The organism is Pseudomonas alcaligenes (assembly GCF_041729615.1).
Classification (GTDB): Bacteria; Pseudomonadota; Gammaproteobacteria; order Pseudomonadales; family Pseudomonadaceae; genus Aquipseudomonas; species Aquipseudomonas alcaligenes_B.
In genome coordinates this window covers 1,960,569-1,974,070 of the sequence record NZ_CP154874.1, presented here as the reverse complement: position 1 = coordinate 1,974,070, position 13,502 = coordinate 1,960,569, and the positions used below count along the sequence as shown (strand labels likewise).

10 protein-coding genes are annotated in these 13,502 nt (G+C 59.6%); 5 read left to right on the top strand and 5 right to left on the bottom strand.

The features are described from left to right. Positions 1-80: 80 nt before the first annotated feature. Positions 81-1,871: an alkyl/aryl-sulfatase gene (locus tag AAG092_RS09620; protein ID WP_373389491.1), complete on the top strand. Its 1,791-nt coding sequence runs from the start codon at positions 81-83 to the stop codon at positions 1,869-1,871. Between the two features lie 77 nt (positions 1,872-1,948). After that, complete coding sequence (locus AAG092_RS09615; protein ID WP_373389490.1) at positions 1,949-3,253, top strand: diguanylate cyclase domain-containing protein; 1,305 nt, start codon at positions 1,949-1,951, stop codon at positions 3,251-3,253. A 276-nt stretch (positions 3,254-3,529) separates the two neighbouring features. Here the strand turns inward: AAG092_RS09615 and AAG092_RS09610 are convergent, their stop codons facing one another. Both AAG092_RS09610 and AAG092_RS09605 read right to left on the bottom strand, forming a co-directional pair. Next, positions 3,530-4,537 (bottom strand): hypothetical protein, encoded by a 1,008-nt coding sequence (locus AAG092_RS09610; RefSeq protein WP_373389489.1) that lies wholly within the window; start codon positions 4,535-4,537, stop codon positions 3,530-3,532. Positions 4,538-4,621: 84 nt separating this feature from the next. Continuing rightward, positions 4,622-7,819 (bottom strand): M10 family metallopeptidase C-terminal domain-containing protein, encoded by a 3,198-nt coding sequence (locus tag AAG092_RS09605; RefSeq protein ID WP_373389488.1) that lies wholly within the window; start codon positions 7,817-7,819, stop codon positions 4,622-4,624. Positions 7,820-8,168: 349 nt separating this feature from the next. Here AAG092_RS09605 and AAG092_RS09600 point away from each other — a divergent pair, with 349 nt between their 5' ends. The 3 genes from AAG092_RS09600 to AAG092_RS09590 all read left to right on the top strand — a co-directional run bounded on the left by AAG092_RS09600 (position 8,169) and on the right by AAG092_RS09590 (position 10,937). Continuing rightward, positions 8,169-9,632, top strand: a complete 1,464-nt coding sequence (locus AAG092_RS09600; RefSeq protein ID WP_373389487.1) for a site-specific integrase — start codon at positions 8,169-8,171, stop codon at positions 9,630-9,632. A 206-nt stretch (positions 9,633-9,838) separates the two neighbouring features. After that, positions 9,839-10,057 carry a helix-turn-helix transcriptional regulator gene (locus AAG092_RS09595; RefSeq protein ID WP_373389486.1) on the top strand — a complete coding sequence of 73 codons (219 nt, stop codon included), beginning with the start codon at positions 9,839-9,841 and terminating at the stop codon, positions 10,055-10,057. A gap of 388 nt (positions 10,058-10,445) precedes the next feature. After that, positions 10,446-10,937 (top strand): hypothetical protein, encoded by a 492-nt coding sequence (locus AAG092_RS09590; protein WP_373389485.1) that lies wholly within the window; start codon positions 10,446-10,448, stop codon positions 10,935-10,937. 177 nt (positions 10,938-11,114) lie between these two features. On the opposite strand, the gene AAG092_RS09585 is transcribed toward AAG092_RS09590, so the two are convergent. From AAG092_RS09585 to AAG092_RS09575, 3 genes are read right to left on the bottom strand one after another with little or no spacing between them, the layout of a single operon-like run. Further along, a complete protein-coding gene (locus AAG092_RS09585) occupies positions 11,115-11,303 on the bottom strand; it encodes an acyl-CoA dehydrogenase C-terminal domain-containing protein (RefSeq protein WP_373389484.1) in 189 nt (62 codons plus the stop codon). Positions 11,304-11,328: 25 nt separating this feature from the next. Next, on the bottom strand, positions 11,329-12,711 hold the full coding sequence (locus tag AAG092_RS09580) for a heavy metal sensor histidine kinase (RefSeq protein WP_233685791.1): 1,383 nt from the start codon (positions 12,709-12,711) through the stop codon (positions 11,329-11,331). Between the two features lie 2 nt (positions 12,712-12,713). Further along, positions 12,714-13,391, bottom strand: a complete 678-nt coding sequence (locus AAG092_RS09575; RefSeq protein ID WP_233685287.1) for a heavy metal response regulator transcription factor — start codon at positions 13,389-13,391, stop codon at positions 12,714-12,716. Positions 13,392-13,502: the final 111 nt, after the last annotated feature.

Here is a 13,502-nt window from a genome sequence, read left to right as displayed (position 1 = left end):
GTAGATTGGAATGCATTGGAATTATTAGCAGGGCTCGGCCAGTCTGCACAGCACGACAATAACTGCAATGAGCCGTGCCCATGACCCTGTTCCCCTGCCGACTCGGCGGCCTGCTGCTGGCCGCCGTCCTGCCGTTTTCCGCCCTGGCGCAACTGCCCGACGAGCGCATCGAGCCGAGCATCCACCCGGAGCTGAAGCAGCACACCGCGCACTTCACCCAGAAACTGTACAAGGTGGCCGACAACGTCTGGTCGGCGGTCGGCTGGCAGCTCGGCAACGTGGTGGCGATCGACGCACCCGAGGGGCTGATCATCGTCGACACCGGCGAGTCGGTCAGCGAGTCGCGCAAGATCATGGACGAGCTGCGCAAGGTCAGCAGCAAGCCGGTCAAGGCGGTGGTCTACACCCACTTCCACCCGGATCACATCAACGGTGTGCAGGCCTTCGTCAGCCCCGAGCAGGTGGCCAGCGGCGAGGTGCAGATCTACGCCCACGAGAGCCTGCTGGCCAACGTGGTGGCGCAGGGCGCGCTGGTCGGGCCGATTCTCGGCGTGCGCTCGGCCTACAGTTTCGGCACCTTCCTCGAGCCCGCCGACAATCGTGACATGAACGCCGGCATAGGGCCGCTGGCCAAGGCCGAGCCGTCCACCTTCATCGCCCCCACCATCACCTTCAAGGAGCGTCTGGACACCCACATCGCCGGGCTGCCGGTGCAATTGCTCCACGCGCCCAGCGAGGCGCCGGACGAGATCGTCCTGTACCTGCCGGACAACCGCGTGCTGATCAGTGCCGAGGTCGACCAGGGGCCGACTCTGCCGAACATCCACACCCTGCGCGGTACCAAGTTCCGCGACCCGGTGCTCTGGGTGGCCAGCCTCGACCTGCTGCGCTCGCTGCAGGCCGAGCACATGGTGCCGCTGCACGGCCGCCCGGTGAGCGGCGCGGCGCAGGTGGAGGAAGTGCTGCGCATGACCCGCGATGGCATCGCCTACATCCACGACCAGACGGTGCGCTGGATGAACAAGGGCCTGACCCCGGACGAGCTGGTGGAGAAGGTCAAGCTGCCGCCGCACCTGGCCGGCTACACGCCCTACCTGCGCGAGTACTACGGCACCGTCAAGCACAGCGTGCGGCAGATCTACAACGGCTACCTGGGCTGGTTCCAGGGCGACCCGGTGGACCTCGACCCGCTCCCGCCGCGCGAAAAAGCGCAGCGCCTGATCACCCTGATGGGGGGCCGCGAGAAGGTGCTGCTGGCGGCCGGCGAGGCCTACCTCAAGGGCGACTACCAGTGGGCTGCCGAACTGGCCGGCTATGCCATCCGCATCGATCGCGAGGATGAGCTGGCGCGCGACATCAAGGCGCGCAGCCTGCGCAAGCTGGGCTATGCCAGCATGAACATCAACTGGCGCAACTGGTACCTGAGCAGCGCCATGGAGCTGGAGGGGCGCTTCGATGGCGACGACGTGCGCGAGCAGGCCCTGGTGTTGCGCGGGGTGCTGCTGTCGCCGGAGATGGCGAGGAACTTCACCCCGCAGATATTCCTCAACAACTGGATCACCCGCGTCGATCCGGACAAGGCCGGCGAGGTGCAGCTGACCCTCGGCTTCGACTTTCCCGACATCGGCGAGCAGTGGGCGCTGGAGGTACGCCGCGGCGTGGCCCAGCTGCACCGCGGCATTCCCGCGGGAACCACGCTCAGGCTGAGCATGGACAAGGTGTTCATGGAGCGCCTGCTGACCGGTGACAGCGGCCTGCTCAAGGGCGTGCTGCTGGGGGATGTCGAGGTCGAGGGTAGTCTGCTGGATCTGAAGACCTTTCTTGCCTGCTTCGACTTTGCCGATGAACCCTTCGGGCTGACCCTGCGCTGACCGGGCTACGATCAGGCATGGGCGCGTGCTAAGTTGTCCGTCAGTGACAGCGTGCTCCCATGCCACCGTAGTAGGCCATGAACAATCACAGCCCGACCTTTCCCGCCGATGCACTCGATCTGCTCCTGGACGCGGTCTGCATGGTCGATGGCAGGGGCCGCTTCGTTTTCGTCAGCGCAGCCTGCGAGCGCATCTTCGGCTATCGGCCGGAAGAAATGATCGGCAGGCGCATGCTCGACTTCGTCGCACCCGCCGATGTCGAGCGCACCCTGGCCACGGCAAAGGCGGTGATGGCGGGGCAGGCGCAGGCGCATTTCGAGAATCGCTACGTGCACAAGGATGGTCGCCTGGTCGACATCATGTGGTCGGCGCGCTGGTCGGAAGCCGATCAGCTGCGCATCGGCGTGGCCCGCGACATCAGTGCACGCAAGCAGGCGGAAGCCTTGCAGGCCGCCATCTACCGTGTTTCCGAGGCGGCGCACACGGCCCGGGACCTGCCGGCACTGTTCTGCCAGATTCACCAGATCGTCGACCAGCTGCTGCCTGCGACAGAGTTTTGTGTGGCCCTGTACGACCCCCATGGCGACCGGCTGGAGTTCCCTTACCATGTCGACAGTCGAGCCAGCCCAGCTGCTGCTCTGAGCCCGCCGGTGGAGCTTTGCCGCGAGCTGCTCAGCACCGGCCAGCCCGTATTGCTGGCAACCGAGGCCGGGCAGAGCTGGTTGGGCGCGCCCTTGCTCGCTGAAGCCGGGGTGATCGGTGCCCTGGTGTTGCGCAGCCCCTGTGGCCAGGCTCGCTACAGTGAGAGCAGTCGAGAACTGTTGCGTTTCGTCTCGACCCAGGTGGCGACGGCGATCGAGCGCAAACGTCTGTATGAGCGTCTGCAGCGCATGGCACGCCACGACGAGCTGACCGGGCTGCTCAATCGCGCATTCCTGCATGACCGCATCGAGAGCGCGCTGGCCCGCGCCCGCCGCAGTGGCGGCAGGTTCAGCCTGGTGTTCCTCGATCTGGACAAGTTCAAGCAGGTCAATGACAACTACGGTCATACCGTCGGCGACCGCCTGCTGCAGGAGGTTGCGCGCCGCCTGCTGCAGTGCGTGCGCGAGGCCGACTCGGTGGCCCGCATCGGCGGCGATGAGTTCGTGCTACTGCTGGAGGATGTCGAACATCTGGCAAGTGTCGAGCGGGTCACCGCCAAGCTGCGCCAGGAGCTGGGGCGCGGACTGTGCATCGACGGCCACCCGCTGCGCATCATCCCCAGCATCGGCCTGGCGCACTACCCCGAAGATGGTGATCGGCTGGAGACCCTGCTCAAGCATGCCGATGCCGCGATGTATCGCGAGAAACGTGCTGGACAGGCGTTCGAGCTTGGCGAGTGAGCGGGTCTGGCGGTCGGGGAATACGGGGGCTGCTGCTCGGAACTCCATCTGTCAGGGGGATCGGAGGCTGGCTGCCTGCCGGTTTTACCGCGCAGCTGGAAGAGTCAGCGCCCGCCCCTCAGCCCACGCCCCCGTCATGCCCTGCCTCTGGCCAGGGCGAGTGGCGGGGCAGAAGCCATCACCAGGCACTTGTCGTGCTGCAGCGCGGGTTACCTGGCTGAAATCGCTTCTTGCGCAGCATCCGGTAGGCACCGTCGCAGGGTGTTTCGCCTATCGTCAGGGTTTGTAGACGAAGCCTTCACCTCTTTCCAGGCGATAGCCATAGACGCCATCGGGGAAGTGCTCGATGAGGTAGAGGTGGTGCTTGTTGCCTGGGTTCCAGTAGCGATATAGCGGAGTGGAGTTGGGCACCTTGGCCGTGTAGACGTTGGCTGCGGTGCCGGCATAGTCATAGCCGGCCTTTTTCTGCCCTGCATCATCGCGACTGATGGTGTAGAGACTGTCCGCCGTGGCCTTGTTGTAGTAACGGTGCAGTGGTGCAGTACCGAACACGGCCCTGTCGGGCACCTTGGCCGCAATGAGCTCGTAACTGTAGCCGTAGGCAGCCATGCCCTTGTCATTGCGACTGGTGACGTACAGCCGGTCGCCGGTCTTGGCATTGGCGTAGCGATGCAGGGCTATGGCATTCGGTGCTGCCGTATTGAGTATCTTCCATAGATTGCCGGAGCCGCTGCCGCAGCTCGAACTGCTTGAGGTGGCACCCACCTGCCAGCCGGTGGGCAGTACCGAGCCGCTGCAGACATTCATCTGGCTCTGTCCAGCCGTGCTCTGGACCTCATATATGATGCGTTTGTTGCCGCTGGCCTGACCGCAGTCGCCCGACCCCGAGTAACTGGTCTGGCGGGTGATTACCCAGCCTGAGGGCAGGCCGCTCTGCAGGCAGGAGTTGAGTTTGATCTGGCCATGGCTGTTGCTGATCTGCCAGATGTTCTTGGGTGTGCCGCTGGTGCTACCGCAGATGCCGGAGCCGGTGTAGCTGCGCAACCTTGAGTTGACCCAGCCGCCGGGGATGTTGTTGACGCAGGTTTCCAGCACGGTTTCGCCAGCCAGCCTGGTGAAAGTGTAGAGATTGCCTCTGTTGCAGGAGCTGGAGCGTTCCTGGATCCTGGTGATCACATAGCCGGCCTGGCTTGCCGCGCTGCAGGAGGTATGGCTGCTGGCGGCCTGTAGCTGAGGCGAGACAAGGGTCGCCAGCATAGCCAGGGTGCCGATGAGTCCTTTCATACAGGTTCCTTGTTCAGTCTATTTGGCAAGGCATGTCGTCGATGGCATGCCCGGCGCTTGATGCACCGGGAGCGTCCATCGCGATCAGACGATCAGGCTGGTGCTGTCCAGGCTGGCCACGCCCAGTAGCTGTATCTCGAATTCGGCATCGGCGTCGGCATCCAGGCTGCCGTAGAGAATCCCTTCGCTGAAGCGTAGCTGTGCCGCGGCACTGCCGTCGATGAAGGCAGCGTCGTTGATAAAGGTAAAGGCTTCATTTGTCCCGGTCGTGCCTGCGTCGGCGTCCAGCCCTGAGAGGTCGATCAGGTCGCCTTCGGCGAACTTGAAGTCCTTGATCACGTCGCGTAGCGAGCCCAGTCCCAGTTCGTTGAGCGCATTGAAGACAAAACGGTCGAGGCCGCTGCCCCCGGTCAACTGGTCGGTGCCGCTGCCGCCAACCAGTACATCATTGCCGCTAGCACCATTGAGTTGGTCATTGCCGCCACTGCCGCGCAGGGTGTTGGCCAGGCTGTTGCCGGTGAGGCGGTCGTTGTAGTTGCTGCCCGTGAGGTGCTCGAAATTGAGCACGGTGTCGCTGCCGGAGCCGCCTGTTGCCTGAGCCGTGGTCAGTCCGAGACTGATGGTAATGCCGGCGCTGGCGCTGGCATAGGACAGCGTATCCTCGCCAGCGCCACCGTCGAGACGGTTGTTGCCGCTGCCTGCATATATCGTGTTGTTCAGCGCGTTGCCGGTGCCGTTCGCGCTACCGGTGGCCTGGATGCGCAGGTTTTCCAGATTGGCACCCAGGGTATACGCGGACAGAGAGCTGTTGACGGTGTCATTGCCTCCCTGGGAGAGGTTGGCGTTGGTTTCGCTGACCACGTCACCGGCATTGTCGACATAGTAGGTATCGTTACCATCACCGCCGATCATGTTGTCGGCGCCACCCCGACCATTGAGGATGTCGTTGCCGGAGTCACCGCTGAGCCTGTTATTGCCGCTATTACCGGTCAGCTTGTCGTCGTAGAGACTGCCGTTGAGGTTCTCGAAGTTGCGCAGAGTGTCGCTGCCAGAGCCGCCGGTGACCTGAGCGCCGGTCAGGTTCAGGTCGATAGCCACCCCCTGTCCCGCATGCCGATAGGACACCGTATCGATACCGCTGCCACCATCCAGAACATTGTTCCCGATGCCGGCATAGACGATGTTGTTCAGAGTATTGCCAGTGCCGTTAGCGTTACCGCTGGCCAGTATTCGCAGATTCTCTAGGTTGGCGCCGAGGGTGTAGGCGGTCAGCTGGCTGAGGACAGTGTCATTGCCGCCCACTGTGCGGTCTGCGTTCGTTTCGCTGACGACATCGCCGCTGTTGTCGACATGATAGGTATCGTTGCCATCGCCGCCGACCAGTTGATCCGCACCGGCGCCGCCGTCGAGGGTGTCGTTGCCTGCGTCGCCAGTAAGCTTGTTGTTGCCAGAATTGCCAGTCAGCACGTCATCGTAGAGGCTGCCGCTCAGGTTCTCGAAGTTGAGCGCAGTGTCGTTACCCGAGCCCCCGGTGGACTGCGCAACGGTCAGCCCCAGATTGAAAGAGACGCCTTGTTCGGCATAACGGTAGGAAAGGGTGTCTGCGCCCGCACCGCCATCCAGAACATTGTTTCCAATGCCGGCATAGATGATGTTGCTAAGCGCATTCCCCGCGCCGTTAGCGTTACCGCTGGCGAGGATGCGCAAATTTTCCAGGTTGGCGCCCAGATTGTAGTCGGAGAGGAAACTGAAGACGGTGTCACTGCCGCCGGTGGACAGGTTGGCGTTGGTTTCGCTGACGACATCGCCGAGGTTGTCGACATAATAGGTGTCGCCACCGTCGCCACCGATCATGTTGTCCGCACCGCCGCGGCCATTGAGTATGTCGTTGCCGGCATCGCCGCTCAGTCTGTTGTCGGCGTTATCGCCGGTCAGCTTGTCGGCGTACTTGCTGCCATTGATATTCTCGAAATTGCGCAGAGTATCGCTGCCAGAACCGCCGGTAGCCTGTGCGCTAGTAAGCCCGAGGTCAACGGTTATGCCCTGGGTTGCATAGTAGTAAGAAAGCGTGTCTGTGCCCGTACTTCCATCCAGTACGTTATTTCCGGTACCCGCATAAATGAAATTGTTCAGGCCATTACCGGTACCGTTGGCGTTGCCGCTGGCAAGGATGCGCAAATTTTCCAGGTTGGCGCCGAGGGTGTAGGCGGACAGGGCACTGTATACGACATCATTGCCCCCCGAGGCGCGGTCGGCATTGGTTTCGCTGATGACGTCGTTGGCATTGTCGACATGATAGGTGTCGTTGCCATTGCCGCCGCTCATCTGGTCTGCGCCACCACCACCGTTGAGCACATTGTTGAGCTCGTTGCCGGTGAGCCTGTCGTTGTACTTGGAGCCAGTGGCGTTTTCGATCTGGGCACCGTAAGCAATGGCCAGGCAGTTGTTGTTGTAGCTGCTGCCGTTCCAGAACACCTTGCCGATATTGCTGAAGCTGCCCGCGTTGAGGTTGATGTTCACCGCGCTGGCCTGGTTGCTGCCATCGATGGTGTCCGTGCCGCCGGCGTCCCAGATGGTCTCGAATACGCTGCTGTTGGCATCCCACTTGTAGGTGTTGTTGCCGGTCTGCCAGCTCATGTTGGCGCCATACAGATACTGGATGGCCGCAATGTCCAGCAACATTGGCCCGGTCGGTTCGAAATAGTAGGGATCGTTGTAGCTCATCACGGTATAGCGCACGTCGTCATACTGGGTGCCTGCCAGTGAGACATTGCTTACGGCGCTGGTTTCGAAGGGGTGCTTGAGCCCCAGGGCATGGCCGATTTCGTGAACCAGGACGTGATAGTCGAAGTCGCCCGGCTTGGGATTGGCCCCCGAGCTGGGGCCTAGCCAGACATCACCTGCCTCTGGCGTCGAGCCTGGCAGGTAGGCCCAGGCGGCGTAGTTCGGATCCATCCCGGCATAGCCGCCGAAACGCATGGTGCCGACCAAGGTGCTGGTTTCATTCACTTTGTTGAAGGTGATGTTGGCAACAGCACTCCACTCTGCCAGAGCCGCAATGGTTGCGCTCTGCTGGCCCGAGGTCAGAACGAAGGCGTTCAGATACTCGTAGTCACCGTAGTTGTAGGCGAATTGAGCAGTGGGGCCCAGGAAGCTGTAGCTGAGCGTGGTGCCACTACCGGTCATGCCTCCCCATTTGGTGCCGTGGATCAGGCTGTCGATTTGGGTGTTGCCTGATAGACCGACAGCGGAGAAAGGGGTCGAACCGGTAGGGCTGGGCATGAATCACCATCCTGGCAATTGAGTGGGTGCTGGGGGATTGCGATAATTTATGCAGTTGGCCTCGGCTCCTCAAGAGCCGTAGGGCGGGGCATGGAACATGCCTGCTCCGCTGCACCTACGCAAAAGCCGCGCATTGCGCGGCTTTGAAGGTGGTGGGCCCACACGGACTCGAACCGTGGACCAAAGGATTATGAGGCGGTAAAAAGCACGTTTCTGGTCGTTTCCCAGCGTCTCCCGAAAAAAGCCGATTTAGCGCGTTATCCTAAATTCAAGGGGTTAGGTGTTTCCCCTTGGTTCTGGGTATGGCCGGTCATGCCCTAAGAAACGGTACGCAAAACGGTACGCAGAAATGGCAGAGGCATCGGGCAAGGCGAGTAGTAGGAAATTTCTGACAGATGTGGAGCTGAAGGCGCTTAAGCCTGGTCAGACTGCCACCGATTCACTGCCAGGCCGAGGTAGTGGATCAATCCTGTTCGAGTGCCGTGCTTCAGGAGCTGTTGAAGGGTACTACCGCCGCCGCGATGGCGGGGGCCAGAAGATCAAGCTAGGAGTCTTCAAGAAAACACCCAAGAGCCCCGGTCTCTCACTTACTGAACTTCGCGAGCAAGCGGTACGTTACGCAAAGATCGCGGCAGAGCATGGTGATATCAAGGCTTACCTAGCCAGATGTGCTGCCGAGGAAGAGGTCGAGCAAGTCGAACGCCAGCGCCAGCTGCATGAGCAGCAGCGACTTGCTGCAATAGAGGCTTCAAAAGGCACTTTGTCTGAATTGTTTCGGGATTACATCGAAGACCGTCGCCGTGATGGTGTTTCAGCTGCGCAGATCAAGGAGTTTGAGCGTGTGCTGTCTAAGGATCTGGAAGGCGAGAAAGTTGTAGCCGTGAGCAAGGAAGGCCAAGAGGAACGGCTCGACATCATGAATATGAAGGCCAAGGATGTCAGGCCGGAGCATGTGAATCTTCTGCTGAAACCAATCTGGGACAGAGGAGCTAGGCGTCAGGCGGGCAAGGTTCGTTCGTTTCTCGTGGCTGCTTTCAATTTTGGTCTAAAAGCTGAGCATCATATCGACCGAAGCAGTACTAAAAGCTACGGACTTCAGATGAATCCGGCGGATCCAGTGACTGTCCCGAACACGTCAAAACCTGGTGAGCGCGCTCTCACTGATAAGGAACTTAAACAATTCTGGTACACCATCACCAAGGTCGATTCGGTTGGTGCGATTATGGCGCGCGTCTTTCACTTTGCTTTTGCTACTGCAGGGCAGCGTCCCCTCCAGTTTATCCGTGAGCCTTGGACCAGCTACAACCTTCAAAAGAAGTACTTGAAGATCATCGATAGCAAAGGGCGTGGTAGTAAAAAGCGTGCTCACTTCGTTCCCTTAAGCAGCAGGGCCTTGCAGGTACTTGAACAGGTTCGTGCCCTGCAGTCACCAGGGGCCGTATACCCTTGGAGTGTTGGTGGACAAAAGCCGATTCACGCGTCCAGTTTGTCTCATGCTGTGAGCGAGTGGCTCGCTACTGACCACGCCAAAATGAACGGCCAGCCCATCCCAAAATTTAGCCCACGTGATATTCGGCGCACATGCACGCAGTTCATGCAGCGTAACGGCATCAAGGATTTCGATAGTGACGCGTTGCAGTCACACGGGCAAACAGGTGTTGTCGTTACGCACTATCGCAATAACCCTGAAGCGAAATTGCCCCAGATGCGTCCGACCATGGAGACTTTCGATGCTGCGCTGAGTCGTCTGCTCGATAGCTCTGATGAGGATGAGCATCAAGCAGAACAGCTAGATTTGTTCGAAATTGGATAAGTTTCAGAAAAGTCAAGTATTTTGTTGCGCGACCTGGGTTGCTGTGGAAATATACAGGTGTGAGGTTATCCGGAGCCTCTAGGTTTGCTGCTGTGATGTTGTCTACTTGATGCGCAGCGGAATTGGAAAAGTAGAACTAATGCCTTGAAGGCACGATCCGGCAGAGCAGTCAGCTATGAGGAACGCATTACCACCGCAGTGCCCACATGAATCCATCAGCCTCTCTTTCTGGGAGGTGGGATATGTCTGAGATGATCCTTTTGGACTTCAATGCGGTTAGCCGCAAAGTCGGATTGAGTCGTAAAACTATCTACTGCCGTATCCGAGAGGGTGCCTTCCCGAGACAGGTGAAGATAGGTCGAGCAAGCCGCTGGCTTCAGCACGAAGTCGACGACTGGATAACCAGCGCCGCTGCAGCGAGATAGCAAAGAGGCCGGTCAAGTGACCGGCATTTTTTTGCCTGAAATGACCATAGGACTTTTGATCCTATGGTCGCTTCTGCAGTGCTGGCGGGAGGAAAATTGTGTCTACCGTTTGAGCCAGAATCAGTATCAAAGACTGGTCACTACCTGCATCGTTCTGCATAGATCTAGCTCATGCCTATTCGGGCGTTGCCTGATTTGAGCGCTGGGTATCAAGGAGTATCAAGTGTTTCGTAGACCCATTCACGATGAGGTTATGGGCTTGGCCTCGCGCCTTGCGGATAAATGCCATCCGCAAGTGGTGCAGAAGCATGCAGATGAGTTGGCTCGGTACGCGCGGCTGACGTCGGCATGCGACGCCCTAGAGTCCTTTCTCGGGTGCCGCCCCAGAATGGATGACGATGCTTTTGATGTGCTTTCCGCGCGCCGCTCACAGGTGGCGGACCTTATCGCCCATGCGAACTTGCATGCCTATGAGCAGGAAGCGCCTGAAGGGCTTTACTTGGCAATACCGTTCTTTTCACGTTGCTCGGATAAGCAGCCGGTCTGGTTGCTGAATCGCACCGATCAGTCTGTCACCTACCTCCGTAGGCAGTTGTATGCATACGCCAGCACGGACGATGGTATTGATGAATACCAAACCGCTGGCAATGCCTTTGCCGATGGTATTGCAGCCTCCTCAATGATCGAGCCAGGTGGCAGGCTTCAGATTGACGATTACTCCATGAGTTTTGATGGCGACTTCGTTAGCAATCGTCGAGTTATTCTGCTGATTGATGGCGTACGCAGTGAGTGGTTTACCAGTATCTCGAAGCTGGGTGGTTACCTTTGGGATGAAGCGCTGCATGGGTTGCATGCGTTGAAGAAGGTGAAGGAGCTCTGAGTGTATGTCTGGGGCTGTGGACTATAGGATTTTCAGTCCTATGATCGTCTCTGCAGTGCCACGGTTGAAAAAGCGCGGTCTCCAGTATCTAGACCGCGCTCACGCTTAATCGTCAGAACTGTTCAGCGGAAAGTCCATAGAGGGATGAGCTACCCGCTCGAATGCAGGCTTCCAGTCCTAAGTTTGTGGCAATAGGCGGCTGAAAAAGAAATCGGCGACTGCCAGCTTGGCCCCATAGAGACAGTCGTCTTCGGTGCGGCGAGTGCTTACGGAAAACGCCATTCGTGCGCAGACATAGGCGTAAGCCACATACCCGAATATATGCAGGTGCTCCACCGGTGCAGAGCCAACTTCATTAGGGGTCATGTGCGCTTGGCTGCACAGCCATCCGCTAGGAGGGAGAGAGCCGAGGAAGCTCGATGTGAAAGCCTGTGAGGCCCTCTACCGAAGTGCACCAGATGCGGCCTTTGTGGGCCTCGATGATGGAGCGGGTGATGGCAAGGCCGAGGCCTGCATTGCTCGGGCCTCCCTCGCGCCGGGCGGGATCGACCCGGTAAAAGCGGTCGAAGAGCTTCTCCAAGTGCTCTGGAGCGATTGTGCCGCCTGGGTTTTCGATGCTTAGACTGGTTGTGTCCGCTGTCTGGCGGATCCGCAGCGAAATCGTCTTCCCCTCAGGCGTATAGCGCAGGGCATTGGACAGCAGGTTGGAGATCGCACGATCAAGCATCAGCCGATCACCACGCACTCGGCCTGTACCCGTTACAGAAAGTCGGATGTCACGCTCTTCGGCCAGCAGGCGGTAGTACTCGGTCAGCTTGGCGGCAACGTCCGCCAGCTCGATGTCGCTCTGTTCCGGGACGATCAGGCCGTTATCGGCCTTGGCCAGAAACAGCATGTCGTCGATCATTCGGGACATGCGCTTCAAGTCATCCAGATTGGCGTACAGGTTTTCCTCGTAGGCCTCATTATTTCGCTTCTGACTCAGCACGACCTCGGTGTGAGTCATCAGGTTACTGAGAGGGGTTCGTAGCTCGTGGGCAATGTCAGCCGAGAAATTGGAGAGCCGGACGAAGGAGTCTTCCAGCCGGTCCAGCATCGCGTTGAAGGACAGAACCAGTTGCTGAAGCTCCTGTGGCACCTGTCCCAGGGGGATGCGCTCCTGTAGCGATCGGGCGGAGATCGAGGTGGCGACCTGCGTGACTTGGCGCAGCGGGCTGAGGCCGCTTCGCGCGACTGCCCAGCCCAGCGCGGCACTGACCAGGGCGCTGAGCGTCAGGCCAATCCAGAACCAGCGTTGCAGCGTGTCGAGAAAGTGTGCGTGACTGGTGACGTCGAGAGCGAGTATCGCGGTGAGTGGTTGGGGTTGCCCGTGAACCGGGATCTCGGCGGTCACACCTTGGTATTTGTGCTCGCCGTCTTGCCAGTTCCACATTCTGGCATTTGCGGCTCGTCTGAACCTGTCGGGAATCTCGACTGCCGCGGGAGCGGAAAAAAGCACGGCACCATCGCTGGCGAGAATGGTCGCCGTCAGATCCTGATGGGCTCCCAGTAAGGCCCGCAGTTGCGGCAACTCGGCGGCAAGGCTTGCTCCATTGCCGGCATTGCTGAGGATGTACCGGGTTGATTCGAGTTTCTCGCCCAGCGTCTGCTGATCGAGCATCTTGAAGTGGTGTTGGCTGAGCATGTTGAAACCCAGTCCCGCTGCGGCCAGGACTGCAATCACCACGGACATGAACATCAGGCTCATGCGCGCGGTCAGCGAAAGATGGGTGATCCTCACTCCGGCGCATCCATCATGTAGCCCATGCCGCGAGCGGTATGGATCAGCTTGAGCTCGAAGTCGTCGTCAATCTTGGCGCGCAGCCGGCGTACGGCAACCTCGATGACATTGGTGTCGCTGTCGAAGTTCATGTCCCATACCTGAGAGGCAATCATCGACTTGGGCAAGATCTCGCCACGCCGCCGCAGCAGCAGCTCCAACAATGAGAACTCCTTCGCGGTCAGATCGATGCGCTTCCCGCCACGGATAGCGCGGCGCCTCATCAGGTCGACTTCCAGGTCGGCGATTTTCATGGTGGTCGGGGTGGGCGAGCCATTGCCTCTGCGCAGCAGCGTTCTGACCCGGGCCAGTAGCTCCGAGAAAGCAAAGGGCTTGATCAGGTAGTCGTCCGCGCCAAGCTCCAGGCCTTTGACGCGATCCTCCACACCGTCACGTGCGGTCAGGAATAACACCGGAACATCCTTGCCTGCTGCTCGCACCATGCGCAGTACTTGCCAGCCGTCCAGGCCCGGCATCATCACGTCCAGGATCAGCAGGTCATAAGCCTCGCTCAATGCGTGCTGGAGTGCATCTGTGCCGGTCATGACCCGGTCGACGGTGAACCCAGCCTCGGTAAGCCCTTGCTGCAGGTAGGCCCCAGTTTTGGGCTCGTCTTCGGCTACCAGTAGTTTCATGCGCGCGGATCCTGATGTGACATGACCCGAGTGTGCAGGCAAACAGGGTGACCAACCAGAAGCTTACGAAAATGTAATCCTGGCTTCAGGTCGCCGACAGGCTCACTTGTC